This is a genomic window from Polaromonas sp., assembly GCF_039932935.1.
Classification (GTDB): Bacteria; Pseudomonadota; Gammaproteobacteria; order Burkholderiales; family Burkholderiaceae_C; genus Polaromonas.
This window is the reverse complement of the sequence record NZ_JBDTPB010000118.1, coordinates 26,303-52,691: the sequence shown is the minus strand read 5'-3', so window position 1 is coordinate 52,691 and position 26,389 is coordinate 26,303. Positions and strand designations below refer to the sequence as shown.

The 26,389-nt window shown below is 61.4% G+C and carries 29 protein-coding genes; 16 read left to right on the top strand and 13 right to left on the bottom strand.

Annotated elements, in window-relative coordinates; genetic code table 11:
• Nucleotides 1-885: ATP-binding protein (locus ABI546_RS18815; RefSeq protein WP_348049048.1), on the bottom strand; the 885-nt coding region annotated here is incomplete at its 3' end.
• A 195-nt stretch (nucleotides 886-1,080) separates the two neighbouring features.
• Between ABI546_RS18815 and ABI546_RS18810 the strand changes: the two genes are divergently transcribed.
• The 6 genes from ABI546_RS18810 (at nucleotide 1,081) to ABI546_RS18785 (ending at nucleotide 6,899) form a co-directional block, all read left to right on the top strand.
• Complete coding sequence (locus ABI546_RS18810) at nucleotides 1,081-2,316, top strand: MFS transporter (protein WP_348049047.1); 1,236 nt, start codon at nucleotides 1,081-1,083, stop codon at nucleotides 2,314-2,316.
• Between the two features lie 185 nt (nucleotides 2,317-2,501).
• Nucleotides 2,502-3,314: an SDR family oxidoreductase gene (locus ABI546_RS18805; protein ID WP_348049045.1), complete on the top strand. Its 813-nt coding sequence runs from the start codon at nucleotides 2,502-2,504 to the stop codon at nucleotides 3,312-3,314.
• On the top strand, nucleotides 3,311-3,916 hold the full coding sequence (locus tag ABI546_RS18800; RefSeq protein ID WP_348049043.1) for a class I SAM-dependent methyltransferase: 606 nt from the start codon (nucleotides 3,311-3,313) through the stop codon (nucleotides 3,914-3,916). Before ABI546_RS18805 ends, ABI546_RS18800 begins: the two co-directional genes overlap by 4 nt.
• 101 nt (nucleotides 3,917-4,017) lie before the next feature.
• The gene (gene dapA, locus ABI546_RS18795; RefSeq protein WP_348049041.1) at nucleotides 4,018-4,902 is read left to right on the top strand and encodes a 4-hydroxy-tetrahydrodipicolinate synthase; all 885 of its coding nucleotides are present in this window, start codon (nucleotides 4,018-4,020) and stop codon (nucleotides 4,900-4,902) included.
• Nucleotides 4,903-4,931: 29 nt separating this feature from the next.
• A complete protein-coding gene (bamC, locus tag ABI546_RS18790) occupies nucleotides 4,932-6,077 on the top strand; it encodes an outer membrane protein assembly factor BamC (RefSeq protein WP_348049039.1) in 1,146 nt (381 codons plus the stop codon).
• Between the two features lie 48 nt (nucleotides 6,078-6,125).
• Nucleotides 6,126-6,899 (top strand): MBL fold metallo-hydrolase, encoded by a 774-nt coding sequence (locus tag ABI546_RS18785; RefSeq protein WP_348049037.1) that lies wholly within the window; start codon nucleotides 6,126-6,128, stop codon nucleotides 6,897-6,899.
• Between the two features lie 103 nt (nucleotides 6,900-7,002).
• Here ABI546_RS18785 and ABI546_RS18780 read toward each other — a convergent pair whose 3' ends face one another.
• The 3 genes from ABI546_RS18780 to ABI546_RS18770 all read right to left on the bottom strand — a co-directional run bounded on the left by ABI546_RS18780 (nucleotide 7,003) and on the right by ABI546_RS18770 (nucleotide 9,269).
• Nucleotides 7,003-7,239, bottom strand: coding sequence for a hypothetical protein (locus tag ABI546_RS18780; protein ID WP_348049035.1), 237 nt, complete (start codon nucleotides 7,237-7,239; stop codon nucleotides 7,003-7,005).
• 208 nt (nucleotides 7,240-7,447) lie between these two features.
• Complete coding sequence (locus ABI546_RS18775) at nucleotides 7,448-7,978, bottom strand: hypothetical protein (RefSeq protein WP_348049050.1); 531 nt, start codon at nucleotides 7,976-7,978, stop codon at nucleotides 7,448-7,450.
• Nucleotides 7,979-8,033: 55 nt separating this feature from the next.
• On the bottom strand, nucleotides 8,034-9,269 hold the full coding sequence (locus ABI546_RS18770) for a cupin domain-containing protein (RefSeq protein ID WP_348049033.1): 1,236 nt from the start codon (nucleotides 9,267-9,269) through the stop codon (nucleotides 8,034-8,036).
• Nucleotides 9,270-9,283: 14 nt separating this feature from the next.
• Here ABI546_RS18770 and ABI546_RS18765 point away from each other — a divergent pair, with 14 nt between their 5' ends.
• Nucleotides 9,284-9,808, top strand: a complete 525-nt coding sequence (locus tag ABI546_RS18765; RefSeq protein WP_348049031.1) for a peptidylprolyl isomerase — start codon at nucleotides 9,284-9,286, stop codon at nucleotides 9,806-9,808.
• An 85-nt stretch (nucleotides 9,809-9,893) separates the two neighbouring features.
• Here ABI546_RS18765 and ABI546_RS18760 read toward each other — a convergent pair whose 3' ends face one another.
• The 4 genes from ABI546_RS18760 to coaBC form a co-directional block, all read right to left on the bottom strand.
• The gene (locus ABI546_RS18760; RefSeq protein ID WP_348049030.1) at nucleotides 9,894-10,400 is read right to left on the bottom strand and encodes a glycine zipper 2TM domain-containing protein; all 507 of its coding nucleotides are present in this window, start codon (nucleotides 10,398-10,400) and stop codon (nucleotides 9,894-9,896) included.
• Nucleotides 10,401-10,597: 197 nt separating this feature from the next.
• Nucleotides 10,598-11,044, bottom strand: a complete 447-nt coding sequence (gene dut, locus ABI546_RS18755) for a dUTP diphosphatase (RefSeq protein ID WP_348049028.1) — start codon at nucleotides 11,042-11,044, stop codon at nucleotides 10,598-10,600.
• A 3-nt stretch (nucleotides 11,045-11,047) separates the two neighbouring features.
• Nucleotides 11,048-11,314 carry a hypothetical protein gene (locus tag ABI546_RS18750; protein WP_348049026.1) on the bottom strand — a complete coding sequence of 89 codons (267 nt, stop codon included), beginning with the start codon at nucleotides 11,312-11,314 and terminating at the stop codon, nucleotides 11,048-11,050.
• Nucleotides 11,315-11,496: 182 nt separating this feature from the next.
• A complete protein-coding gene (gene coaBC / locus ABI546_RS18745) occupies nucleotides 11,497-12,804 on the bottom strand; it encodes a bifunctional phosphopantothenoylcysteine decarboxylase/phosphopantothenate--cysteine ligase CoaBC (RefSeq protein WP_348049024.1) in 1,308 nt (435 codons plus the stop codon).
• An 85-nt stretch (nucleotides 12,805-12,889) separates the two neighbouring features.
• On the opposite strand from coaBC, the gene ABI546_RS18740 reads away from it, so the two are divergent.
• Genes ABI546_RS18740 through ABI546_RS18715 form a run of 6 tightly spaced genes read left to right on the top strand, consistent with a single transcriptional unit; the run spans nucleotide 12,890 to nucleotide 17,920 of the window.
• Nucleotides 12,890-14,581 carry a CTP synthase gene (locus ABI546_RS18740; RefSeq protein WP_348049022.1) on the top strand — a complete coding sequence of 564 codons (1,692 nt, stop codon included), beginning with the start codon at nucleotides 12,890-12,892 and terminating at the stop codon, nucleotides 14,579-14,581.
• Between the two features lie 2 nt (nucleotides 14,582-14,583).
• Nucleotides 14,584-15,441 carry a 3-deoxy-8-phosphooctulonate synthase gene (gene kdsA / locus ABI546_RS18735; RefSeq protein ID WP_348049020.1) on the top strand — a complete coding sequence of 286 codons (858 nt, stop codon included), beginning with the start codon at nucleotides 14,584-14,586 and terminating at the stop codon, nucleotides 15,439-15,441.
• Nucleotides 15,442-15,474: 33 nt separating this feature from the next.
• Nucleotides 15,475-15,780: a DUF1330 domain-containing protein gene (locus ABI546_RS18730; protein WP_348049018.1), complete on the top strand. Its 306-nt coding sequence runs from the start codon at nucleotides 15,475-15,477 to the stop codon at nucleotides 15,778-15,780.
• Between the two features lie 27 nt (nucleotides 15,781-15,807).
• Nucleotides 15,808-17,091 (top strand): phosphopyruvate hydratase, encoded by a 1,284-nt coding sequence (gene eno, locus ABI546_RS18725; protein ID WP_092126658.1) that lies wholly within the window; start codon nucleotides 15,808-15,810, stop codon nucleotides 17,089-17,091.
• A 14-nt stretch (nucleotides 17,092-17,105) separates the two neighbouring features.
• Nucleotides 17,106-17,381, top strand: a complete 276-nt coding sequence (locus tag ABI546_RS18720; protein WP_348049016.1) for a septum formation initiator family protein — start codon at nucleotides 17,106-17,108, stop codon at nucleotides 17,379-17,381.
• A 20-nt stretch (nucleotides 17,382-17,401) separates the two neighbouring features.
• A complete protein-coding gene (locus ABI546_RS18715) occupies nucleotides 17,402-17,920 on the top strand; it encodes a hypothetical protein (protein WP_348049014.1) in 519 nt (172 codons plus the stop codon).
• Nucleotides 17,921-17,934: 14 nt separating this feature from the next.
• Here ABI546_RS18715 and ABI546_RS18710 read toward each other — a convergent pair whose 3' ends face one another.
• Both ABI546_RS18710 and ABI546_RS18705 read right to left on the bottom strand, forming a co-directional pair.
• The gene (locus tag ABI546_RS18710) at nucleotides 17,935-18,903 is read right to left on the bottom strand and encodes an Hsp33 family molecular chaperone HslO (RefSeq protein ID WP_348049012.1); all 969 of its coding nucleotides are present in this window, start codon (nucleotides 18,901-18,903) and stop codon (nucleotides 17,935-17,937) included.
• Nucleotides 18,904-19,062: 159 nt separating this feature from the next.
• Entirely contained in the window at nucleotides 19,063-19,587 is a 525-nt protein-coding gene (locus ABI546_RS18705; protein ID WP_348049010.1) for a gamma carbonic anhydrase family protein, read from the bottom strand.
• A gap of 144 nt (nucleotides 19,588-19,731) precedes the next feature.
• On the opposite strand from ABI546_RS18705, the gene ABI546_RS18700 reads away from it, so the two are divergent.
• Both ABI546_RS18700 and ABI546_RS18695 read left to right on the top strand, forming a co-directional pair.
• Nucleotides 19,732-20,547: a ferritin-like domain-containing protein gene (locus ABI546_RS18700; protein ID WP_348049008.1), complete on the top strand. Its 816-nt coding sequence runs from the start codon at nucleotides 19,732-19,734 to the stop codon at nucleotides 20,545-20,547.
• Between the two features lie 90 nt (nucleotides 20,548-20,637).
• Entirely contained in the window at nucleotides 20,638-21,918 is a 1,281-nt protein-coding gene (locus tag ABI546_RS18695) for a class I SAM-dependent methyltransferase (RefSeq protein ID WP_348049006.1), read from the top strand.
• A 314-nt stretch (nucleotides 21,919-22,232) separates the two neighbouring features.
• Here ABI546_RS18695 and xerD read toward each other — a convergent pair whose 3' ends face one another.
• Both xerD and ABI546_RS18685 read right to left on the bottom strand, forming a co-directional pair.
• Nucleotides 22,233-23,135 carry a site-specific tyrosine recombinase XerD gene (gene xerD, locus ABI546_RS18690; protein ID WP_348049004.1) on the bottom strand — a complete coding sequence of 301 codons (903 nt, stop codon included), beginning with the start codon at nucleotides 23,133-23,135 and terminating at the stop codon, nucleotides 22,233-22,235.
• 89 nt (nucleotides 23,136-23,224) lie between these two features.
• The gene (locus ABI546_RS18685) at nucleotides 23,225-24,205 is read right to left on the bottom strand and encodes a tripartite tricarboxylate transporter substrate binding protein BugE (RefSeq protein ID WP_348049002.1); all 981 of its coding nucleotides are present in this window, start codon (nucleotides 24,203-24,205) and stop codon (nucleotides 23,225-23,227) included.
• 110 nt (nucleotides 24,206-24,315) lie between these two features.
• On the opposite strand from ABI546_RS18685, the gene ABI546_RS18680 reads away from it, so the two are divergent.
• Nucleotides 24,316-25,221, top strand: coding sequence for an AEC family transporter (locus tag ABI546_RS18680; protein WP_348048997.1), 906 nt, complete (start codon nucleotides 24,316-24,318; stop codon nucleotides 25,219-25,221).
• Between the two features lie 112 nt (nucleotides 25,222-25,333).
• On the opposite strand, the gene queG is transcribed toward ABI546_RS18680, so the two are convergent.
• Nucleotides 25,334-26,386: a tRNA epoxyqueuosine(34) reductase QueG gene (gene queG, locus ABI546_RS18675; RefSeq protein ID WP_348049049.1), complete on the bottom strand. Its 1,053-nt coding sequence runs from the start codon at nucleotides 26,384-26,386 to the stop codon at nucleotides 25,334-25,336.
• Between the last annotated feature and the right edge of the window lie 3 nt (nucleotides 26,387-26,389).

Below are 26,389 nucleotides of genomic sequence, written 5' to 3'. Positions count from 1 at the left end.
GCCGCTTTCGTGGGTGCCGCCGGCGCTGGTCGGGATCAGGTTGACGTAGCTCTCGCGAACCGGCTGGCCGTCTTCGGTGAAGGCCACACACCACTGCGCGCCCTCGCCTTCGGCGAAGCTGTCGTGCTGCGCGTCGGCAAAACCTTCGCCTTCGAACATCGGAATCACCGGGTCGCCGGTCAGGGTCTGCATCAGGTAGTCGCGCAGGCCGCCCTTGTAAGACCAGGTCTGGACGTCTTTGGTTTTTTCGTTGGTCAGCGCGACGGTAACGCCGGGCATGAGCACGGCTTTGCTGCGCAGCAGGTGCGTGAGCTCGGCCATGGGCAGCGCGGCCGACTCGAAGTATTTGGCGTCAGGCCAGGCACGGACGGTGGTTCCGGTCTTGCGGTCGCCTTCGCCGTTTTTGCGCAAGTGCAGCTTCTCAACGACGTCGCCGCCCGAGAACACCAGCCTGGCGACCATGCCTTCGCGGTAGGACGTGACCTCCAGGCGCTTGGACAGCGCGTTGGTCACGCTGACGCCCACACCGTGCAGGCCGCCCGAGAAGCTGTAGGCGCCGCCCTTGCCTTTGTCGAACTTGCCGCCGGCATGCAGCCGGGTGTATACCAACTCGATCACGGGCGCTTTTTCTTCGGGATGCATGCCGAAAGGAACGCCGCGGCCGTCGTCGTCCACACTGACCGAACCGTCGGTATGAAGCGTGACCTTGATCTTCTTGCCGTAGCCGGCCAGTGCCTCGTCGGCGGAGTTGTCCAGCACTTCCTGGATGATGTGCAGGGGGTTGTCGGTGCGCGTGTACATGCCCGGCCGCTGCTTGACGGGCTCCAGGCCCTTGAGCACGCGGATCGAGCCTTCGGAATATTCGGTGGGTAGTTTGTCGGCCATGGCAGATGAAAGAATTGCCGCAATTGTAGTCGGGGTCGCAAAAGTCACTGTATAAACATACAGTTCAGTACTTTTCCAATGGGGACCGGCCACGGCGTCGGCAGCCTTTTCTCATTTTCGTTACAGTCGCTGGACAGTTCCGCCGGGGCCTTCAATTTCAAGGCTTTTGGATTCTCTTACCGCCAAGCGCCACCTATGACGACCACGCCGATGACCTCCGAAACCCAAAAACTCTCCATGCTTCAGGTACTGGTCTGCGGCGCCACCATCGTCACGCTGTCCATGGGCATACGGCATGGCTTTGGCCTGTGGCTGCAGCCGATCACGCAAGCGCAAGGCTGGACGCGCGAGACCTTTGCCTTTGCGCTGGCGGTGCAAAACCTGTCCTGGGGGGTGTTCGGCATCTTTGCCGGCATGGCGGCCGACCGCTTTGGCGCGTTCCGCGTGATCGTGGGCGGCGCTTTGCTCTATTCGCTGGGCCTGGTGGGCATGGCGCTGTCGCCCACGGGCTTTCTGTTCACCATGACGGCCGGGGTGTTGATAGGCGCCGCACAGGCCGGAACCACCTACGCGGTGATTTACGGCGTGATCGGGCGCAATATTTCAGCCGACAAGCGCTCCTGGGCCATGGGCGTGGCCGCGGCGGCGGGCTCTTTCGGCCAGTTCCTGATGGTGCCGACGGAAGGTTTCCTGATCAGCGGCCTGGGCTGGAAAGAGGCACTGCTGGTGCTCAGCGGCGCCGTGTTGCTGATCGCGCCGCTGGCGCTGGGCCTGCGCGAAGGCGGCTTTGCCGGGGGCCAGCCCGCCAAACGTGAACAGACCATCGGACAGGCACTGCGCGAAGCCTTCAAGTACCCGAGCTTCCAGCTCCTGATGGCGGGCTATTTTGTCTGCGGCTTCCAGGTGGTGTTTATCGGGGTGCACATGCCCAGTTACCTGAAAGACAAGGGCCTGTCGCCCCAGGTGGCCAGCTACGCACTGGCGCTGATTGGCCTCTTCAACGTCTTCGGCACCTACATCGCCGGTTCGCTGGGCCAGAAAATCGCCAAGCGGAAAATCCTGGCGACGATCTATCTCTCACGCGCCGTGGTGATTGCCGTTTTCCTGGCGGCGCCACTCAGCCCGCTGAGTGTGTATATCTTTGCCAGCCTGATGGGCCTGCTGTGGCTGTCGACCATTCCGCCAACCAACGCGGTCGTGGCGCAGATCTTCGGCATTCAGCATTTGTCGATGCTGGGCGGCTTCATTTTCTTCAGCCACCAGATCGGCTCCTTCCTGGGCGTCTGGCTGGGCGGCTACTTATATGACCGCACGGGCAGTTATGACATCGTCTGGTACATCGCGATCGCGCTGGGCGTATTTGCCGCACTGGTGAACCTGCCGGTGCGTGAGTCCCCGATCACGCGCGGTGCCGTGCCCCAAGGAGCCTGAGGTGGCCATGCGGATCGGTCTGTGGGCGGTCGCGGTCATCGCGTCACTGGGGGTGTTTGCCCTCTACACGCGGCCTGATTTCCTGTTCACACTCGCCAATCAGATCTGGGCCTGCTTTTAGCGCGAGTCCAGCCAAATTTAGAGTGTTTTGGGCTGCAGCCCAATCAGGACGGGCGCAAGCAGCTATGAAAACAATAGTAATTACCGGGGCTTCTGACGGCATAGGCGCTGAAATGGCGCGCCAACTGGCCAAAGTGCACGGCGCCGGCGTGGCCCTGGTGCTGGCCGCGCGCAATGAAGCATTGCTCAATGAGGTGGCGGGCCAATGCACTGCCCACGGGGCGCAAGCCCTGGCCGTCAAAACCGATGTATCGCAAGAGGCCCAGTGCCGCCAGCTGGTGGCCGCCGCCATCGGCCGCTTCGGGCAAATCGACGCCTTGATCAACAACGCAGGCATGTCGGCGCAGGCCCTTTTTGAAGACGTACAGGCTCAGGACCTGGCATGGTACGAGGAGCTCATGCGCATCAACCTTTGGGGCAGCGTCTGGTGCACCCATGCCGCCCTGCCTTACCTGAAAGTGCGCCACGGCAGCATCGTGGCGGTTTCCAGCCTGGCGGGCCTGATCGGCGTGCCGGGCCGCACAGCCTACAGCGCCACCAAATTCGCGATGACCGGTTTCTTTGAGGCCCTGCGCGCCGAAATGAAAGGAGCTGGCGTCAGCGTGACCACAGCGTACCCAGGCGTCGTCGCCACCAACATCCGCCACCGCGGGTTCAATGCGGCCGGTGCGGCGGCGGGCGCCAGCGGCCTGAAAGAAGACGACGCCATGAGCGTCGAGGAGTGCGCCCGGCTCATCCTGGAAGGCATGGCGCGCCGCGACCGCGAGGTCGTCATGACGACCAAAGGCAAGCTGGGCCGCTGGCTCAAGCTGATCGCGCCCGGAAGGGTGGAAGCCATGGCGCTGGCCGCCCTCAAAGACGAGGTCAAACCGCATTGACCGCCGATAACCTGCACGGGACCGAACCTCCCTCCGCCTGGGTTCAGCGCTGGTCGCACCTGGTGCCTGCGCGTGGCGCGGTGTTGGACGTCGCCTGCGGGTACGGCCGCCACGCACGCTGGTTTTATGAACGAAATCACCCGGTAGCCCTTGTGGATAGAGCGCAAGCAGCTATTGAATTCATAGCGAACTCGCTTCCCGCGCAAGGCGTTGAAGCCGTGGTGGCCGATATTGAGGAAGGCCCCTGGCCTTTTGCCGGGCGGCAGTTTGATGCCGTGGTAGTGACCAATTACCTGTGGCGTCCGTTGCTGCCCACCCTGCTGGCCAGCCTGGCGCCGGGTGCCGTGCTGATTTACGAAACTTTTACGCAGGGCAATGAAACGGTGGGCAAGCCCTCCAGGCCTGACTTTTTACTGCGGCCGGGGGAGTTGTTGGAGGTGTGCCGCGGCTTGCGGGTGGTGGCATTTGAAGAGGGCTTTGAGGAGCGCTCACCGCGCTTTGTCCAGCGCATCGCCGCCGTTCGCGAGACAGCTCTTAGTGCGGGTTTGTCCGCCCCTGCTGCGGTGGCCGCCGAGGGTCCGCCCCGCTATAGACTGGCCTAGGCTCTGGGTAGAATGCAGGATTGGCCTTTTCCGGGGCGGCTTGAAGATGTTCAAGCCACAACAGCCTCAGACACATGGCCGCGAACGTTTACAAGCAGAGCATGAAACCCATTATTGGCAGCATCGTTGCGCTGGCAACGCCCTTGCATGAGGACGGCAGCGTAGATTACCCCACCCTGCGCAAGCTGGTTGACTGGCACATCGCCGAAGGAACTGACTGCATTGGCGTGGTCGGCACCACCGGCGAATCCCCGACCGTCAATGTCGAAGAGCACTGCGAAATCATCCGGGTGTCGGTGGAGCAGGCCAAAAAGCGCGTGCCCATCATGGCCGGCTGCGGCGCCAACTCCACCGCCGAAGCGATCGAACTGGCAAAGTTTGCCAAAGGGGTAGGCGCCGACTGCCAGCTGCAGGTGGTTCCCTATTACAACAAGCCGACCCAAGAAGGTCAGTACCGCCATTTCAAGGCCATCGCCGAAGCGGTTGGCGACCTGCCCACCGTGCTTTACAACGTGCCCGGCCGCACCGTTGCCGATATGGCCCATGCCACCGTGCTGCGCCTGGCCCAGGTGCCGGGCATCGTCGGCATCAAGGAAGCCACCGGCAACATTGAGCGGGCTCAATGGCTGATCAAGGAAGTACCCAAAGGCTTTGCCGTGTATTCGGGCGACGACCCGACAGCTGTAGCACTGATGCTGTGCGGCGGCCAGGGCAACGTCAGCGTGACAGCCAACGTCGCGCCGCGCCTCATGCACGAGCTGTGCGTGGCCGCCGTGGCGGGCGACACGCGGCGCGCCATGGAGCTGCAACTCAAACTGTTGCCGCTGCATCGAAACCTGTTTGTCGAGGCCAATCCGATTCCCGTCAAATGGGCCATGGCCCGGATGGGTCTTTGCGGCCCGACCTTGCGGCTGCCCATGACGCCGCTGGAAGCATCGAACGAAGCGGCCGTCGAAAATGCCCTGCGCATTTGCGGCCTGGTCTGATTGCCTGATCGATTTTTAAGGGAACCCAAGTGAAGATATTGCCAACACATCCTGCATTTTCCAAAGCCCGGAGCGCCGCAACCGTGTCTGCACTGGTCGCCCTCGGCCTGCTCGCGGGCTGCTCCTCCATCCGGGATGTGATGGAAGGCGAACGCGTCGACTACAAAAGCAGCGGTGCCAAAGCGCCTTCCCTGGCTGTCCCTCCCGACCTGACACAGCTGAGCCGCGAAACCCGCTATGTGGTGCCCGGCACGGCCGTGTCGGCCAGTAGTTACCAGGTGGGCCAGCCCACCCAGGCCGTGCAAACCGCTGCCTTGACCGTGGGTGACGTGCGTATCGAGCGCTCAGGCAGCCAGCGCTGGCTGGTGGTGAACCGGCCCGCGGACAAACTCTGGACGCCGGTGCGTGATTTCTGGCTGGAGAGCGGCTTTTTGCTGGCTCAAGACCAGGAAAACCTCGGCATCATGGAAACCGACTACGCCGAGAACCGCGCCAAACTGCCGCAGGACTTTATCCGCAGCACCATCGGCAAAGTCTTTGACAGCCTGTATTCCACCGGTGAGCGCGACAAATTTCGCACGCGGCTGGAACGCCGCCCTGACGGTGGCACCGAAATTTATGTCAGCCACCGCGGTATGGTCGAAGTGCTGACGGGCGTCAAGGCCGGCTCTACCGGTGGTGACAGCACCATGTGGCAGCCACGCCCCGCCGACCCTGAACTGGAAGCTGAATTTCTGCGCCGCATGATGGTCAAGCTCGGCGTGACACAGGAACAATCGAAAGCCCTGATCGCCGCTGGCGCGGACAAGAAAACGTCGCGGATCGCCACAGTCAATAACCAGCCGGTTGTGCAAATGGACGAAGGCTTTGAGCGCGCCTGGCGCCGCGTCGGCCTGGCGCTGGACCGCACCGGATTCACCGTCGAAGACCGCGACCGCAGCCAAGGCACTTACTTTGTCCGCTACGTCGAGCCCGTGGTAAACAAGACGGAACCCGGCTTCTTCAGCAAGCTGTTCAGCGGCGCACCCCCTGCCGTGCCGCCACTGAAGTACCGGATTGTCGTCAAGGGCCAGGGCGAAAGCACCACGGTGTCGGTCCTCAATGCCCAGGGCGCACCTGAAGCATCGGCCAATGCCCAGCGCATCGTCCAGGTGATTGCCGACGACCTGCGCTAAGCACCGGTCGGCTAGCCTCTTTCATCCCGAACGGCGTTTCATCACAGTGTGTTGAGGTTCAAGAGCCTGGGCAGTGGCAGTTCAGGCAATGCCACCCTGGTAGAGGCGACAGGCATCACGCCGCTTCGGATCCTGGTTGATTGTGGATTGGGGCTCAAGCACCTGCTTTACCGGCTCGGTGAAGCAGGGCTGCAGCCTGAAGACATCCATGCCGTGTTCATCACGCACGAGCACGGCGACCACATCGGTTGCGCAAAGTCGCTGTCACTGCGGTACCGGATTCCGGTATGGATGAGCCGCGGCACCCACACCGCCATAGGCACCCCTGATTTTGACGGCTTGCTGCATATCGCGCGGGACGGCAAAGCCATTGACCTCGGCGGCATGCAGCTGACACCTTTCACGGTGCCGCATGATGCCCGGGAGCCTCTGCAGCTCAGCTGTACCGATGGCGCGTCCAAGTTGGGCATCGTGACCGACCTGGGACATGCCACGTCACATGTTCTGGCGCATCTCGCCGACTGCACCGCCCTGTTGCTCGAATGCAATCACGATTTGGACATGCTGGCCCGCTCGTCCTACCCCGCATTCTTGAAGCGGCGGGTCGGCGGCCAGTATGGACACCTTTCCAACATCGCTGCGGCAGAGATTGCCCGAGAAGTCACGCATCGCGGGCTGCAATACCTGGTGGCGGCTCACCTGAGCGCCCAGAACAACCGGCCGGACCTGGTACAGGCGCTGATGGCCGAGGCGCTGGGTTGTGGCGCAGAAGACATTGTGGTGGCCAGCCCCGACGTCGGTACGCGCTGGATCCATCTCTGAAAAAGCATGGCGTACCCTGCCACGGCGGCGGATGCGGCCGTAGCAGCATCGAGCGCCCATAAAAAAAGCCGCCTTTCGGCGGCTTTTCCGACTCGCTGAAGAATTACTTCTTCGCAGCGCTGGCAGCAGCGGCAGCGGCGTCAGCAGCGGAAGGCGCGGATGCGTCGGCAGCAGGTGCCGATGCAGCGGGAGCAGGTGCCGATGCGTCAGCAGCAGGTGCTGGAGCTGGAGCTGGTGCAACAACTGGAGCCGGTGCCGGTGCTGGAGCTTCTTCTTTCTTGCCGCAAGCAGCCAGAGCAACAGCGGCAACAATAGCGGCCAAAACGAGTGACTTGTTCATTTTTTACGATCCTTGATGATATTTAAGAAAACAATTTCCGGAAATTGCCAAAAGAAACCCAAACCGGAATTCAAGTTATTTTTGACCGGGGAAAGGACTCGAGCTCTTTCTACCCAGCTTTAAATTATATGTCGGATATGACAACCGTGAAAAACCCTTAGAGATCGAATCAGACAACTCCGCGTTTTCCTGACCGCGGAGACGCCGTTCAAAGCCCCAGAGTCGTGGCCGGAAAGGACGGCGAGCTTTTCAGCAAACGTTCATTGATCCGCTCTCGGAGCGCCACCCGCCGCGCCACCTCCGGGCCGGCAACGCCGGTGCAGCGCTGCGCGTCCAGCCGCTCAAAAACCCAACTTGGCCCCAACAGGGCACTGGGCATCTCATCGGCCGCGGTTGACGCGTTGGCTCGGCACTCCACAATATGCGCCCACGTACGCCGCCACGTCACAAAGCGGGCGTGTCGCCGGATCACCTCATCATAGTTTTTGGCCAGCATGGTGAATTGACGGCCTGTCATGGACCAGTCATTCAGCGCCTGAACCACCGCGCGTTCGCCAAGAGGCCAATCGGCAAAATCCGGGTCGCAGATGATGATTTCACGCCAGCCCTGGGCTGCCGCAGCCGACAACGCCCGCCGGATCAGCTCAATGAATTCGCTGCGACCGGTAAACCGTCCTTCCAACAAGGCAGGCGGTGGGGCAGCATCGGAAAAATCGGGTTTTTGGGGTTCCACAAACATCTCCAAACAATAGCAAGCGCTCAGGCCCAATTCTGCTTCATCTGCTTCATCTGCTTCATCCTGCCTCATCCGCCACCAGCATCTGCCGCAGCCAGCCCGCGTCATGCCAGTCACCCAGCAGTGCAACGGCCGATGCACCGGCCTTTCGCAAGTCCCGGGGAGTCAGGCTGCGCTGGTCGGCCAGACGGTGCATCAGGGCGGCGTCGGCGCCTTTGGCCCGGTAGCTCTCGCCATTGATAAACACATGGTCGCTGTCATACATCATCCGCGTGCGCGTGTCGAGTTGCACGCCGGCGCGTCCTTGCCGCGCCGCATCGGCATCCCACTCAAGGTCTACCTCATCGAACCATACCGAAGGTTTGGGGTCGGTCATGTATTCGCCCAGGGCGCATGCCACAGCCAAGGGGTTTTTCAATGCTTCCAAAACAGCCTGGCCGGCAAAGGCCGTGAGCGCCTGCGGCAGGGCGGCGGGCGTCGTGGTAGCGGCTTGCCCTGCATCGCGGTACAGACGAGGCGGCGCGCGACGGCTGCCGCTTTCGCCGGCGGCAGACTCGGCCGCATCATCGCGGTCGTCCTCGCTAAACTCGGCCAGGCGGTGCAGCATTTCTGCAGCCAGCTCTGCCTGCGCGGGCGATCGAAACCCGATGGAATAGGTCATGCAATCCGCCGGCTTTCCATCAGGCCCCAGCGCCGCCTCGGCAATGCCGTCGTGGGCATAGCGCGGAGGCAGGTACAGCATGTCCCCCGCTTCCAGGACAAACTCTTCCTCGGGCACAAAATTCTGCAGGATTTTGAGCGGCACGTCTTCCTGCAGCGTCAGGTCTTTCTGCCGCCCGATCTTCCAGCGCCTTTTGCCGCTGGCCTGCAACAGGAACACGTCGTAGCTGTCAAAGTGCGGCCCCACACCCCCACCCGGCGTAGCAAACGAAATCATGAGGTCATCGAGCCGGGCATCGGGCACAAAACGAAACTGCTGCAGCAGCGCATGGGCGTTCGCATCATGCAGATCCACTCCCTGCACCAGCAAGGTCCAGGCTTTCTGGCTCAGCGGCGGAAGACTGCGCGCGGCGAAGGGGCCCGGTTTCATACGCCATCCCTTGGGCTGCTGAACAATCAGGCGCGACTCGACATGCTCGCGCGCCGCCAGCTTGAACAGTGCCGCGCGGCTGAGCACGGGCTGTAATCCGGGGAGCGCCTGGCGAATGAGAAGTGGCTTTTTCTGCCAATGCCGCCGCATGAATTGCGCCGGGCTCAAACCGGCAAGAAGCGCTAGAGATTGATTTACATCCATGGGACAATTGTCGGATGAAAATCACCCCGCAATGCGTCGTAGCCCTGACATGGACGCTGAAAGACACCTTGAGCGACGTACTGGATGAGTTGGACGAGCCCATTGAGTTTTTGCTCGGCGGCGACGACCTCCTCACAAAGATCGAGGAGGCGCTGCAAGGCCACGAACCCGGCGAGCGGCTGGAGCTGCACCTTGAACCTGAAAACGCTTTCGGCGACTACGATGAAAACCTGGTTTTCCTCGAACCCCGCAAGATTTTCCCGGCCGAGCTGGAAGAAGGCATGACCTTCGACGGCATGGCGCTTCCGACCGGCGCCAGCGGTCAAGCGCCGCATGACCACATCTACACCGTGACCGAAATCTATCCCGACCACGTTGTGCTCGACGGCAACCACCCTCTCGCGGGCATTGCCATCCGGTTGAACCTCAAGGTGGAGTCGGTGCGCGAGGCCACCGAGGAAGAAATCGGCCAGGGATCGCTGGGTACCGGTTTTTTCAAACTCGAACCCATCACCCCCGGCAGCGGCACGCTGCACTGACAGCGTACTTCAGGCGTGGAAAAGCCGGCCTCTCCTTGCGGGAGAACAGCCGGCTTCCCAGTTCAAACGCCGAGGACCTCGGGTCTTACATGATCCGGTTAATCTGTCCGTTTTCGATCTTCACGCGGTCGCCCACGCGAAGGTTGCCGTAGCTCGGAACGTCATAGGCGCGCGAGCTGCCGTTGTCGAGCTGCACCGACACGCGATAGCTCTCCCGGACAGTTGAATTGCGGTTTTTTTCGATGGCATTGCCGGCCACCGCCCCGCCCACAGCGCCAATGACGGTCGCAGCGTCTTTGCCGCTACCACCACCGATCTGGTGGCCCACCACAGCACCGGCCACACCACCCAGAACGGCGCCTACGCCAGAGCCACGGCCTTTCTCCGCAGTCTGGATGGATTCCACATTGATGACCCGTCCGTATTCAACGTAGTTATTTTGCTGGGTGGCGGGATAAGTCGAAGCGGCGGGATAGGTGGTGGTAGCCGGATAGGACGAATCGCCCCTCGGGCTCATGGGCGCGCACGCGACAAGCCCGGCCAGCGCCAACACTGCGGAAGCCGAGGAAATAAGGCGGAATGTGTTTTGCATGAATATCTCCTGTTAATAAGTTCATGAGTTCCTCCGCGCCTGCCACCAGCTTCAACGATAAGCCGATACAAGAGCGCAGAGACTCCCATGACTCATTAAGGACATGCCGCCGTAAATGCAGGGTGGGGTTTCAAGCTGTCGCGGCGTGGGAGCCGCGTTGCAGGGGTTGTAGGAAAACGCCCTGCCCCCTGACACCATCAGGCTTTTCCGGTAGAGCCGTAGCCCCCTTCACCACGCTCACTGGCTGGAAATTCAGCCACCACATTGAACTGCGCCTGCACCACCGGCACGATCATCAACTGCGCAATGCGCTCCATGGGCTCGATGGTGAACGGCACATCGCTGCGGTTCCAGGCGCTGACCATCAGCTGCCCCTGGTAGTCGCTGTCGATCAGGCCCACCAGATTGCCCAGGACAATGCCGTGTTTGTGGCCCAAGCCTGATCGCGGCAGGATCAGCGCGGCGTAACCAGGGTTGTGCAGGTAGATCGCAATGCCGGTCGGCACCAGCTGCCATGCATTGGCGGCCAGCGTGAGCGGGGCCTCCAGGCAGGCGCGCAGGTCAAGGCCGGCGCTGCCCGGTGTCGCATAAGCGGGAAGATTGCCCTGAAGGCGAGGATCGAGAATTTTGACGTCGATTTGCATGGATTATTTTTGACGGAAGTGTTGATTCTTTTTGGCTTCTTCAGCCGCTTGACGGGCCAGCTCGCGCAAACGCCGCACCAATGCGCCGGAAGAATTGCGATTGACCTTGAATATCACCCACGCAGCATAAGCCAGCAACGCGGGAAGAAACAGGAAGCCGGCACCCGGCACAAGTCCGGCCAAGGCCTGGGTGGCGATCCATAACCCGACGACCCATTTGATATGCGTCAGAAGTGATATGCCAGTCACAGGCGCGGCAGCCGCTGCCACGGAAGGCGTGCCTGAACTTGCAGAAAACCGGGATGGAGGCTGCGATTGGGAGGGGTGCGAAGCATCTCTACGCGGTGAGGGAATGAGCAAGTCTTCGCGCGCGCCAGCCGCCGCATTTGCACCCGTCAGGCGCTCTACATAACTTGCAAAATCGCCATCGGGTGGGGTGTCGGAGGGATGGATCATGGTGCGCCTGCTTTCAGTTTTGCCGGCGCGCGCGATGCCATCCTGTCCGCCACTTCCCGCATCAGCCGGCGTGCAAGCGAAAGCTTGGAGGCCCTGGGCAACTCGGTGCTGCCCCTCTCGTCAATGAGCAGCAATGCGTTGTGGTCCTGTCCAAACGTGTCGGGTCCGATGTTGCCCACCAGAAGCGGGACCTTTTTGCGCAGACGCTTGGCCTCTGCATTTGCAACCAGATCATGGCTTTCAGCGGCAAAGCCGACGCAAAACAACTGTCCGGACTGCGCGGCGGCTGACTGGGCAACAGTGGCCAGGATGTCCTTGTTTTCGGTAAACACCAGTTGCGGAGTCTGGCCGGATCCGTCTTTTTTGATTTTTTGCGTAGAAGGCGCGGCAGGCCGCCAGTCGGCGACCGCTGCAGTTGCTATAAAAACAGTAGCTGCTTGCGCACGCTCCGTCACGGCTTCGAGCATATTTTGTGCTGATTTGACGTCGATGCGGGTGATTCCGCGTGGCGTCGGCAGGCCCACCGGGCCGGCCACAAGCGTGACGTCGGCACCCGCCTCGCGCGCTGCCCGCGCAATGGCAAACCCCATTTTCCCGCTCGACAGGTTGGTGATGCCGCGCACCGGGTCAATGGCTTCGTAGGTGGGGCCTGCCGTCACCAGCACACGTTGACCCACCAGCACCTTGGGCGCAAAAAAAGCGATGACGTCTTCGAGCAGTTGATCCGGCTCCAGCATGCGCCCATCGCCTGTTTCTCCACAGGCTTGAAAGCCACTGCCCACACCCAGCACCGTGGCACCGTCAGCGTCCAGCTGCACAAAATTGCGCTGCGTGGCGGGATGCGCGTACATTTCGCGGTTCATCGCCGGCGCTACCAGCAGCGGCACCTTGTCGATGGGCCGGGCCAGGCACATGAGGCTGAGCAGGTCATCAGCGCGCCCATGCAGCAGCTTGGCCATGAAATCCGCGCTCATGGGCGCGATCAGGATCGCATCGGCTTCACGCGACAAATTGATGTGCGCCATGTTGTTGCTCATCCCACCCGACGGGCGGCTGTCCCACTGGCTCGTATAAACAGGCCGGCCGCTCAGCGCCTGCATGGTGACGGGCGTGATGAATTGTTCGGCCGCCTCGGTCATGACCACCTGCACGGTAGCACCCGCCTTGATCAGCGCCCGGCACAACTCTGCCGCCTTGTAACAGGCTATTCCGCCCGACAATCCCAGCACGATGTGTTTGCCAGACAGGTCCAGGGCCCCATTGCCGTCGGCGCCATTTCCCGGAAGATTCTCTTGATTCGTCATGTTGCGCAATGTATATCAGATACACCATCCCCAACCCGTATAATCTCCGTTTACCACCTCTACGAACTTGCGGTTCGTACCTGACATGACCAAATTTGTCTTCGTCACCGGCGGTGTGGTGTCTTCCCTGGGCAAGGGAATCGCCTCAGCCTCCTTAGCTGCGATCCTCGAATCGCGAGGCCTCAAAGTCACTCTTATCAAGCTGGATCCCTACCTGAATGTGGATCCGGGCACGATGTCGCCCTTTCAGCACGGTGAAGTTTTTGTGACCGATGACGGCGCCGAAACCGATCTGGACCTGGGCCACTACGAGCGTTTCATCGAAACGCGCATGCGCAAGGCCAACAATTTCACCACCGGCCAGATTTACAAAAGCGTGCTTGAAAAAGAACGCCGCGGCGACTACCTCGGCAAGACCGTGCAGGTGATTCCGCACGTCACCAACGAAATCCAGGAATTCGTCAAACGCGGCGCCGGCTACGAAACCCCCGACGCGGTCGATGTGGCCATCGTCGAAATCGGCGGCACCGTTGGCGACATCGAGTCCCTGCCCTTCCTCGAAGCCGTGCGCCAGATGAGCCTGCGCCTGGGTGCCAACAACACCGCGTTTGTGCATTTGAGCTACGTCCCCTGGATCGCCGCCGCCGGCGAACTCAAGACCAAGCCCACCCAGCACACCGCCAAGCAGCTGCGCGAGATCGGCATTCAGGCCGACGTGCTGCTGTGCCGCGCGGACCGCCGCATTCCCAACGAAGAGCGCGAAAAAATCTCGCTGTTCTCCAACGTTCCCGAGTGGGGCGTGATCTCCATGTGGGACGTCGACACCATCTACAAGGTGCCGCGCATGCTGCACGAGCAGGGCCTGGACGGCCTGATCTGCGACAAGCTGCGCCTGAACACGCCGCCGGCCAACCTCAAGCGCTGGGACGACCTGGTCTATGAGACCGAGCATCCAAAAAGCGAAGTCAACGTGGTCATGGTCGGCAAGTACGTCGACCTGTCCGACAGCTACAAGTCGCTCAATGAAGCGCTGCGCCATGCCGGCATGAAAAACCACGCGAAAGTGGTTATTGAATATGTCGACTCTGAAACCCTTACACCAGACAACGTCTCGCGCCTCTCGCGTTTCGACGGCATCCTGGTGCCCGGTGGTTTCGGCGTGCGCGGCGTCGAAGGCAAGATCTGCGCGGCCCGCTTTGCCCGGGAAAACAAGATGCCTTATCTCGGCATCTGCCTGGGCATGCAGGTTGCCACCATCGAGTTTGCGCGCCACGTCGCCGGCTTCAAGGATGCCAACAGCACCGAGTTCGACCCGTCCACGCCGCACCCGGTAATCGCGCTGATCACCGAATGGAAAGACGCTGACGGCACGATCAAGACGCGTGATGCAAAGTCCGACCTGGGCGGCACCATGCGGCTAGGCGCGCAAAGCTCGGACGTCGCAGCCGGCACACTGGCCCACAAGATTTATGGTGACGTTGTGACTGAGCGCCACCGCCATCGCTACGAAGCCAATGTCAATTACCTGGATGCCCTGCGCGCGTCGGGCCTGGTCATCTCCGCGTTGACCCAGCGCGAGCAACTCACCGAAATCGTCGAACTCCCGCAAGACGTTCACCCCTGGTTTGTCGGCGTGCAATTCCACCCCGAGTTCAAGTCCACACCGTGGAACGGCCACCCGCTGTTCAATGCCTATATCGCGGCTGTACTCAAACAGCGTGCCACGGCAGGCCAGGACCCGAAAGCTGCCACCAAGCCCCTCAAGGCGGTAGCCTGACCATGAAACTCTGTGGATTTGACGTTGGCCTGAACCAGCCTTTCTTCCTGATCGCCGGCCCCTGTGTGGTGGAGTCCGAGCAATTGCAAATGGACGCAGCCGGAACGCTCAAGGAAATCACCTCCGGTCTCGGCATTCCATTCATTTTCAAAAGCAGTTTTGACAAGGCCAACCGAACGAGCGAAACCGCGTACCGCGGACTCGGTATGGAAAAGGGTCTTGAAATTCTGGCGAAGGTCCGGCGCGAGATCGGTGTACCGGTTCTGACAGATATCCACCGCGAAGACCAGATCGCCCAGGTTGCGGCGGTGGTAGACGTGCTGCAGACTCCCGCTCTTCTGTGCCGGCAGACCGATTTCATTCACGCTGTCGCCCTGTCCGGCAAACCCGTGAACATAAAAAAAGGCCAGTTCATGGCCCCCCGCGACATGAAGAACGTCATCGACAAAGCACGTGCCGCAGCGAAAGCCGCCGGCATGCGCGAAGACAACTTCATGGCCTGTGAACGCGGCGTCAGCTTCGGTTACAACAATTTGGTGAGTGACATGCGCTCACTGTCCATCATGCGTGAAACCGGTGCACCCGTTGTATTTGACGCGACACACTCTGTGCAGTTGCCAGGGGGCCAAGGCACCAGCAGTGGCGGCGTGCGGGAGATGGTCCCGGTGCTGGCACGTGCCGCGGTGGCCGTGGGCGTAGCCGGTCTGTTTATGGAAACCCACCCTGACCCCGCCAAAGCACTGTGCGATGGCCCCAATGCGGTTCCCCTCAAACACATGAAGGCGCTGCTCGAAACGCTGCTGGAACTCGACCGCGTGACCAAAAAGAACGGCTACCTCGAAAGCAATTTCGACGCCTGAGCCTCTCGCCCCGTCAACAAACAAGAACGCCCCATGACACCCGCCTACATCATCGTCGACATGAAGATCACCGACCCCGAGCAGTACAAGCAGTACATGGCGGCGGCGCCCGCCGCAGTGGCGGCCGCCGGCGGCGAATACCTGGTACGCGGCGGTAAATTTGAGGCGCTGGAAGGCCACTGGCAGCCCGCACGCATTGCCATGCTGCGCTTCCCCAGCTACGAGAAGGCCAAGGCCTTCTATGACGAAGAAATGTACCGTGCCGCACGCGCCAAGCGTGCCGGCGCAACCGAGTTTTTCAATATGGTGCTGGTCGAGGGCGTTGCCGCCCCGGTCTGATCTCCCTCTTTAAAAAAAAGGAACTAAATGAGCGCAATTGTTGATATCGTCGGCCGCGAAATTCTCGACAGCCGTGGCAACCCTACCGTTGAGTGCGACGTGCTGCTGGAATCCGGCGTCATGGGCCGTGCCGCAGTGCCTTCAGGTGCTTCCACCGGTTCGCGTGAAGCCATTGAGCTGCGTGACGGCGACAAGTCGCGTTACCTCGGCAAAGGCGTTCTCAAGGCGGTTGAGCACATCAACACCGAAATTTCCGAAGCCGTGCTGGGCCTGGACGCCAGCGAGCAGGCTTTCCTGGACCGCACGCTGATCGACCTGGACGGAACCGACAACAAGTCGCGTCTTGGCGCCAACGCGACATTGGCCGTCAGCATGGCCGTGGCGCGTGCGGCGGCTGAAGAAGCCGGCCTGCCCCTGTACCGCTACTTTGGCGGCAGCGGTGCCATGCAAATGCCCGTGCCCATGATGAACGTGGTGAACGGCGGCGCGCACGCCAACAACAACCTGGATTTGCAGGAACTGATGATCATTCCGGTCGGCGCACCCAGCTTCCGCGAAGCAGTGCGTTACGGCGCCGAAGTGTTTCATGCGCTCAAGAAGATCCTTCACGACAAGGGCATGAGCGTGGCGGTCGGCGACGAAGGCGGCTTTGCGCCCAATGTGACCAACCACGAAGCAGCCATCCAGATGATTCTGGAAGCCATCGATGCCGCCGGTTATGTCGCTGGCGAGCAAATCGCCTTGGGCCTCGACTGCGCGGCGTCGGAGTTCTACAAAGACGGCAAATACGTGTTGGGCGCGGAAGGCCTGAGTCTTGACGCCACCGAGTGGACCAACATCCTCGCCACCTGGGTCGACAAATACCCCATCATCAGCATTGAAGACGGCATGGCCGAAGGCGACTGGGATGGCTGGAAGATCCTGACCGAGCGCCTGGGCAAAAAGGTGCAATTGGTTGGCGACGACCTGTTCGTCACCAACACCAAGATCCTCAAGGAAGGCATCGACAAGCAGATCGCCAACTCCATCCTGATCAAGATCAACCAGATCGGCACCCTGACCGAAACGTTTGCGGCGATCGAAATGGCCAAGCGCGCCGGCTACACCGCCGTCATCAGCCACCGTTCGGGCGAAACCGAAGACTCCACCATCGCCGACATCGCCGTCGGCACCAATGCTGGCCAGATCAAGACGGGTTCGCTCTCGCGTTCGGACCGCATGGCCAAGTACAACCAGCTGCTGCGCATCGAAGAAGACCTGGGTGACATCGCGTCTTACCCGGGCCGTGCGGCCTTCTACAACCTCCGCTGAACGCCTGGCCGCACGTGGGAAACCGCATCGTCCCCGCCATCCTGATTGCGTTGCTGGCTATATTCCATGCGCAACTCTGGATCGGCCGGGGCAGCATTCCCGCCGTGCGTGACATGCAGCACCGGCTGACCGAGCAGCTCGCCAAAAATTCCGAGGCCCAAGCCTCGAATGACCAGCTCGCCGCGGAAGTCAGGGACCTGAAGGAAGGCCTTGAAATGGTGGAAGAAAAAGCCCGTATCGAACTCGGCATGGTCAAGCCCAACGAAATCTTCGTGCAGGTGACCCGGTAAGCGCTGGCTTGAGCCTGAAAGTGTTGGTACCGACAATTGCCGTCATCGGCGCCCCATTCACTGGCAAGAGGCAACTGGCCGCAGCTTTGGGCCGCGCTTTGCAAGAGTCGGGGGACGAAACCACGGTGACGGTGACCGACGTTCTGGCGGGCTCTGGCGATCTCGCACACTCCGCTCTGACACTGCTCACGGGACTGGAAGAAGCCTCACTGCAGGCCACCCCCGCTCCCCCGGAACACCAGCAAACCCAACTGGCCGCAGACCTGTCGATTCGCGCAGCGCTGGACAGCGCGGGCATTGCCTACCGTGTCATTTACGGCACCGCAGAACAGCGACTGGCGCACGCTCTCGAGGCCGCAAAAAGCTTGCGTCCTCATACTCGCACCCTTGCCTCCGCTCGCACAGCCACAGCTGCGGCCCCAAAATCCAGAGGCGCTTCCAAAGCCTGGGTCTGGACTTGCGAAAAATGCAGCGATCCGGTGTGTGAGCACCGCCTGCTCAGCGATTTGCTGGCACAGCGCACCCTTGAGACCAGGTAGTGCAGCGCGCGCCCTTATTGCACGGTAGACGTGGGCGGCTGTTGGTTGGTCTGGCTGGTAAAAAGCTGTGCCGCATCCACCGGGTCAAACTCATACTGCGCACCGCAAAACTCACACCCAACCGCGACCTTGCCACGCTCGGCAATGATGCTTTCGATCTCGTCCGTCCCCAGGCTGCGCAACATGCTGCCCACGCGCTCGCGCGAACAGCTACAGGCAAAACTGGGCGAAGCGGGCTCAAAGCGGGTGACCTGCTCTTCCCAGAACAAGCGACGCAGGATGGTATCGGCATCCAGGGTTAACAGCTCTTCACGCTTGAGCGTGCCGGCCAGCATGGCAATGCGTTTGTAATCTTCGTTGGCGCCGATCTGGTCTTCATTGGCGTCCCGGTCGATCTGGCCTTCGAGGTTGCCTTGGCCTTTGACCGGCAGGCGTTGAATCAGCAAGCCCGCGGCGACATTGCCATCGGCAGCCAGAATCAGTTTGGTGTCGAGTTGCTCGCTTTGCAGCATGTAGTGTTCAAGCACTTCCGCCAGGTTTTCGATTTTCTCGTGCTGGTCGCCGAAAAGCGGCACCACGCCCTGGTAGGCCTGCTGTCCCGGCAATTTGTCCTTGGGGTCCAGCGTGATGGCGCAACGCCCCTGGTTGTTCACATTGACAAGCTGGCTGAGCGAGTTGCCCGCATCGACTGTCCCGGTCACCGTGGCGGTGGCGCGCAAGCTCAGGTCGGGTTGCACCTCGGCCACAGCCAATTTCACCGGCCCATCACCAAAAATTTGCAGGATCAGCGCACCGTTGAACTTGATGTTGCTTTGCATCAGCGCGCCGGCCGCGGTCATTTCACCGAGCAGCTGCATGACTTCGGCCGGGTAGCCGCCGGCCGCCTGTCTGCGCTTCAGGATTTCCTGCCAGGAATCGGTCAGGCGAACCAGCATGCCGCGAACCGGCAAGCCTTCAAAGATGAATTTATGCAATTCAGACATAGGCCCCCACGCTTTTCGCTTCGCGTAATGCGCTGCCCCCCGAGGGGGCGCTGCGCCTGCGGCCCGGCGAAGCCGGTTCCGCGGCCCCGGCTGAAACAGGCGCGCTGACGTTGGTGCTCTGTGTGTGCTTGTTTGGTTTGGTCATGCTTTAGGTGTCGTTCAGGCAATTTTCTTGAGCCCGGTTTTATAACGCTGGGCATTGTCTATGTAGTGCTTCGCGATCATTTTTAAACCCTCAATCTGTTCCGGGGAAAGCTGCCTCACGGCCTTGGCGGGGCTTCCGATGATCAGGGAACCGTCCGGAAATTCCTTGCCTTCGGTGACCACTGAACCCGCACCTACCAGGCAGTTTTTGCCAATCTTCGCGTTGTTGAGGACCACGGCCTGGATACCGATCAGCGAACCGTCGCCGATCGTGCAGCCATGCAGCATGACCTGGTGGCCGACCGTGACATCTTCACCGATAGTGAGCGGAACGCCCATGTCGGCATGCAGCACGCTGTTGTCCTGGATATTGGTGCCCCGGCCCACGGTAATGGTTTCGGTGTCACCCCGGATCACCACCCCAAACCAGACGCTGCAGTCTTCGGCCAGTCGTACATCCCCAATCACCTGGGCATTGTCGGCCACCCAGGCCGACTCGGGAACGACGGGGTGCAGATTATCCAGTTCGTAAATAGCCATATGTGTCTCGCTTCAACCAGCAAAGGCCGCCTAACAACTGAGGCAGCCCGGGTCTAACGATTGTAAAGAGCCGCCTTCATCGGCTTCTTGCGGGTCGAGTGGCGGACTCGCGCCTTCTCTGGCGGTATCCCTGACAATCCCTCCATGACCGACATTCCCGCTCCTGCAGAACTGCGGCAGCAGGCGCTGCAGGCGCTACTTGCCCAAAATTCAGAACAAAAAGTGCTTCTGACCCAGGAGCTGCGTGCGCAAGCAGCTACGATTTTGATAGCAGCGGACCTGGCAATCGCGCCACCCAACGGCCTGCCCGGCTGCCCGGCACGGCCGGAACTGCGTTCGCACCTCGATGTGCCCAAGCGCTCACCCTTCACGCATGAAGGCCTGGCTGCCCTGCTCCATGCCGTGACCCACATTGAATTCAACGCCATCAACCTGGCCCTGGACGCCATCTGGCGCTTTCCCGGCATGCCCCCCGCCTACTACCTGGACTGGCTCCAGGTGGCTGCGGAAGAGGCCCATCACTTCAGCCTGCTACAAGCCCACCTGCACGCCATGGGCTACGGCTACGGCGATTTCCCGGCCCACACGGGCCTCTGGGACATGACCGCCAAAACCGAAGGCGACGTGCTCGCACGCATGGCCCTGGTGCCGCGTACCCTGGAGGCACGCGGTCTGGACGCCACCCCGCCCATGCAGGCCAAGCTGCGCAAAGTCGGCACGCCGGACGCGCTTCGAGCCGTCGACATCCTGGACATCATCCTCGCCGATGAAATCGGCCATGTCGCCATCGGCAACCATTGGTACCGGCATCTGTGCGCCCAGCGCGGGCTCGACCCGGTGGCAACCTATGCAGTATTGGCCCGGCAATACGGCGCCCCTCGCCTGAAGGGGCCGCTGAACCTCGACGCCCGCCGACAGGCGGGTTTTGACGATGCCGAACTTGCCCTGCTGGGCTCCTAGGCCAAAACGGGCAAATTTCCTACATCTTGCGTCGGCACGGTTTTCCGAAGATGGATAGACTGCGGAAGCACTTGAAAAAGGAGTTTGCGCATGATCAGGCACCTGGTTCCAGACATCCCAACGCAAATGCCGCGCTTGCCCGCGGACATCGCCCTTCAGCTGCCCCAAGGCCAGCGCCTGGGCTCGGCCAACGCGCCCGTCACACTGGCGTTTTCCCATTGGTCCAGCATCGCCCGCCTCAAGGCCGGGCAGATCGGCGCCCTGGCGGAGGAATACGTCGAAGGCAAGCTCCAGCTTGAAGGTGCCATGCGCGACGTGATGCGCGCCGTCACCAAGCTGCTCCCCGGCAATCCCGTGCAAAGCGACATCCGCTGGTGGTCCGCCCTGCTGCACCGCGCCAAATCCCTGGTCGCGCACACTCATGCCCGGGACGCCTCACAAATCCAGTTTCACTACGATGTTTCGGACGCCTTCTATGCCCTGTGGCTGGACCCTCGGCGGGTCTACTCATGCGCCTATTACCGCGATGCGGCCATGACGCTGGACCAGGCCCAGGAAGCCAAACTCGACCACATCTGCCGCAAACTCATGCTCAAACCCGGTGAACGCTTTCTCGACATCGGTGCGGGCTGGGGTGCCTTGCTGATGTGGGCGGCCGAACACTACGGCGTCGACGCCACCGGCATCACGCTGTCGAAAAACCAGCATGCGCATGTACAGCGCCTCATTGAAGAAAAAGGCCTGGAGGGGCGCGTTCGCATGGAGCTGCGCGACTACCGCGACATGCCTGAAGACCAGCCCTTCGACAAAATCTCTTCAGTAGGCATGTTTGAACATGTGGGCCACGCCAACATGACCGCCTACTTCCAGAAAATCATGCGCCTGCTAACCCCCGGCGGTCTGGTCATGAATCACGGCATCACAGCAGGCGGGCTGGAAAACCGCCAGCTCGGCGCCGGTATGGGCGACTTCATCGAGAAATACATTTTCCCGGGTGGCGAGCTGATGCATGTCAGCGCTGTACTGGAACACATGGCGCGCGCCGGACTCGAAATGGTTGACACCGAGAACCTGCGCCCGCACTACGCCCGCACGCTCTGGAACTGGTCCGACGCCCTGGAAGCCAAACTGGAGGATGCGCGGCAGGTTCTTGCCCAGGACGGCGGCACGGAACGTGCCGAAAAAACCCTGCGTGCCTACCGCCTGTACCTGGCGGGAAGCGCGATGAGTTTCGAGCAGGGCTGGATCTCGCTGCACCAGATGCTGGCGGCGCGGCCTTCGGGGGATGTGCATAGCGCAGCCATGTCCGGCGCGCAGTCTGCTTACCCTTTCAGCCGGGCTTATATGTACACCCCCGTCCAGGTGGAATAAACCCACCCCTGTTCAGGCTCACTGCGTGTAGCCTGCTCCCCCTCAAGGGGGCGGAGCCTGTGGCCCGGCAAAGCCGAAAAATCGGTACACCCCTATCGGGCTCACTTCGTGTAGCCCTTTTCCCCTTGCAGGGGACGGCGCCTGCGGCCCGGCAAAGCCGGATCCGCGGCGCCCGCTGGTGAACTACCCCCAGTGGTTACGCCCTCAACTCTTTATGCCAGCATGAGCCGCGGGACTGGCTTTGCCAGACCGCAGGCGGGCGGCCCCCTCGGGGGGCAGGGAGCTACACGCAGTGAGCGACCGTGGGGGCCACATCACCCCCGAGGATGGTGCTGCGCATGCAGCACCTTGAGGCGTTCGCGAGCCACATGCGTATAAATCGTGGTGGTGGAAATGTCGGCATGACCCAAAAGCATCTGCACCGCTCGCAGGTCTGCGCCGTGGTTCAGCAAATGCGTGGCAAACGCGTGGCGCAAGGTGTGCGGCGAAAGTGGCGAGTGGATGCCCCCAAGCCGTGCATATTTTTTCACCAGCATCCAGAACATCACGCGGCTCATGCCCTTGCCGTGGCCGGTGACAAACAGGTCGTCGGTCTGTTGCCCGCCCAAAATAGCAGGCCGCGCGTCGGACAGGTATTTCACAATCCATTCCCGCGCCACCTGGCCGAAGGGCACCAGCCGTTCCTTGCTGCCCTTGCCCATGACGCGCAGCACCCCCTCGTTCAATCCGAGGTGAAATGTCTTGAGCCCCACCAGTTCACTCACGCGCAGGCCGCTGGCATACAGCAGCTCCAGCATGGCGCGATCGCGCAGGCCCAACGGCGCATCTTCATCGGGCGCGGCCAGGAGCGCCTCCACCTGGGCTTCGCTCATGACCTTCGGCACCCGGAGTGCCTGCTTGGCCGACTGGAGCTTGAGGGTCGGATCGGCGGCTATCAGGTGTTCGCGCAGCGCCCAGCGAAAGTAGCGCTTGAACACCGTGAGGCGCCGGTTGGCCGAGGTCGCCTTGGTGGCTGCGTGCCGGGCCGAAAAGTAACGGTTGAGATCGCTCTCTGCGGTGTCGTCGAGCTTGCGCCCGCCTTGTTCGCTGGCGGTCAGCCAGCTCGCGTACAACGACAGGTCACGCCGGTAAGCCGCCAACGTGTTTTTCGACAGGCCGTCTTCCAGCCACAAGGCGTCAATAAACCCATCAATGCTGGACTGGCTTTCTGGCTGCATAGGGCGACCATAACAAAAAAGCCGCCGCGCATTTGAATGCGCGGCGGCTTGTCGGTGATTTCGCTTCCGGCCAGTCCGGATTCGCCGTCTTATTCGAGCTTGAGCTTGGCTGAATCGACCACTTTTTTGTAGACATCAAACTCGGCCTTGATCTGCGCTGTGAACTGTTCGGGTGTATTGGCGATGATCAGCGAACCCGTGTCTTCGATGCGCTTGCGCACGGCCGGATCTTCCAGAGACTTCTTCACGCCGGCGTTGACTTTGTCAACCACGTCCTTCGGCAAGCCCTTGGGGCCAATGATGCCGTAGTAGGCCATGCGGTTTACCGGCTCCAGGCCCACTTCCTTGAAGGTCGGTACATCCGGCAGCACAGCCAGGCGCTGCGGCGCGGCCACGATGATCGGGATCAGGCGTTTTTGCTGGATGAAAGGCAGCGCCGACGGCAGGTTGTCGAAAATCATGGGGACCTGCCCCGCCACCGTGTCGTTCAGCGCCGGGCCCGCACCGCGGTAGGGAATGTGCGTCACAAAGGTGCCGGACATGCTCTTGAAAAGCTCCATCTGCAAGTGGCCGATGCCGCCTGTGCCTGATGACGAATAGGAATACTTGCCGGGGTTCTTTTTGAGCTCAGCCACAAACTCCTTGTAATTGCGCGCCGGAAAGCTTGGGTGCACCGCAATGATGTTCGGCGTGGCGGCAATGTTGATGATGGGCGTGAAGTCCGTCAGCGTGTTGTACGGAATCTTGGCATTGATGGCCGGGTTGGCGGCAGTGGTCGACACCGTGGCAACACCCAGCGCATAACCATCGGGAGTCGCACGGGAGGTTTCCAGAGCACCCACCACGCCGCCACCGCCGGCGCGGTTCTCAACGATCACGCTCTGGCCCAGCGCCTTGCCCAGCGGCTCGGAGATCACGCGGGCGACGATGTCGGTGGTTCCGCCGGGTGCAAACGGCACCACGAGCTTGACCACCTTGTTGGGATAGCCCTGTGCCAATACGGGGCCTGCGGCAGCGCCCAGCGCAAGCGCGGACACCACGGAATAGGCAAACAAAAAACGACGTTGCATGTTCAGTCCTTCAATAAAAACAGCAGAAATGGTAATCGCAACATCCGTGCCCCGCAGTTGTGGATTACGCATAAGGGCAAACCCGAAGGGATTGCGGTTATTCTCGCCCAGTGAACTACGCGCAGCTTCTTTTCCCCGACTTTTCCCTCATTGTTTGCGGCTACCTGGTCTGCCGCTACACCGCCCTTAACCGCACCGTGTGGGAGCAGGTGGAGAGCCTGGTTTATTACTTTTTGTTTCCAGTTCTACTGTTTCACTCCATCGTTAAAAGCCCGCTGGACCTGGGCGCCGCCTCCGGCCTCATCAGCGCCGGCATCCTGCTGGGGATTTCCGGTATTGCGATGGCCTACAGCCTGCCGCACCTGCCATGGCTTGGCAGGCACATCGACTCGCGTGAGCATGCGGCCAGCGCGCAAGTGGCCTTTCGCTTCAACTCCTTTATCGCGTTGGCTCTGGCTGACCGGCTGGCGGGCAGCCAGGGCCTGCAGCTGATCGCCGTGCTGATTGGCGTCTGCGTGCCCCTTTTCAACGTGGCTGCGGTATGGCCCATGGCCCGGCATGCGAAGCGCGGCTTCATGGGGGAGCTGGTGCGCAATCCGTTGATTCTGGCCACGGCTACGGGTCTGGCGGCCAACCTCCTCGGCTTTACCTTGCCGGTCTGGCTCGAGCCTACGGTGACCCGGATCGGCGCCGCCTCGCTGGCACTGGGCCTGATGGCCGCGGGCGCCGGTATGCAGTTCGGTCATTTGTCGCAAGCCAAAGTCCTGGCGGTAGCCGTGCTGTCCATACGGCACCTGCTGATGCCGGTCGTGGCCCTGGGCCTGTGCAAGGCATTCGGGTTGTCGCCGGTGCAAAGCACCATCCTGCTGGCGTTTTCCGCACTGCCGACAGCTTCCAGCGCGTACGTACTGGCGGCGCGCATGGGCTACAACGGGGGTTACGTAGCGGGCCTCGTGACGATCTCCACGATTTTGGGTGTCGTCAGCCTGCCGTTCGCACTGGGCGTGTTGCGCTAGAAAAAAGTGCGCGGTGCACAACTTACAACGCGCCATTTGCTATAAATTCAATAGCTGCTCGCGCACACCCTTAAAGGTCTGCAGGCCAATTTCACTTGTAAAGACGGGAAAACTACCGACTTAGGGCCCACGCGACGTGCTCCCGAACCAGTTCGCTCGGGCTGGCTGCGCGCATTTGCAGGGCTTCACGCAAATGCGCCGCCGCCGCGAGATCAACTGCCTGCAAGGCATTGCCCATGGCTACTGCGATATTGCGCAGCCAGCGCTCATGCCCAATACGGCGTATCGGGCTTCCTTCAGTGAACCGCAAAAAGTCTTCTTCCGTCCAGCTGAACAGGGTGACCAGTTGCTGCCCGGTCAAGCCGCTGCGCTCATCAAAATCAGGCAAGGCGCTGCGCTGGGCGAACTTGTTCCAGGGGCAAACCAGCTGGCAGTCGTCACAGCCATAGATGCGGTTGCCGATCAACGGGCGTAACTCCAGCGGAATAGCACCCGCATGTTCGATGGTGAGGTAAGAGATGCAACGCCGCGCATCGAGCCTGTGGGGCGCAATGATGGCCTGCGTGGGACACACGTCAATGCAAGACTGGCAGGTGCCGCAATGCGGTGTCACCGGCTCGCTGGGCGGCAGGGCAATATCCACATAGATTTCCCCGAGAAAAAACATGGAGCCCGCTTCCCGGTTCAGCAGCAACGTGTGTTTGCCGCGCCAGCCCTGGCCGCTGCGCGCGGCCAGTTCGGCTTCCAGCACGGGCGCAGAGTCCGTGAAGGCCCGATGCCCCAGCTGGCCGACGTGGCTGGAGATGCGCTCACTGAGTTTTTGCAGGCGCGCGCGCATGATCTTGTGATAGTCGCGGCCGCGTGCGTACACTGAAATGATGCCTTCGGCCGGCCGCTCCAGCCGGCTGAATTCAAGGGCCTGCCATTCACCCGGCCCAGCGTCCGTCGATGCGGGAAGGTAGTCCATGCGGGCCGTGATAACGCTGACGGTGCCCGGTATCAGCTCGGCCGGCCGAGCCCGCTTGAGCCCGTGCGCTGCCATGTAATGCATGTCGCCGTGAAAGCCCGCCGCCAGCCAGGCCGATAATCCGGGCTCAGCCGACGATAAATCCACACCGGCCACGCCAATTTGCGAAAATCCAAGCTCGCGCGCCCAAGTTTGAATTTG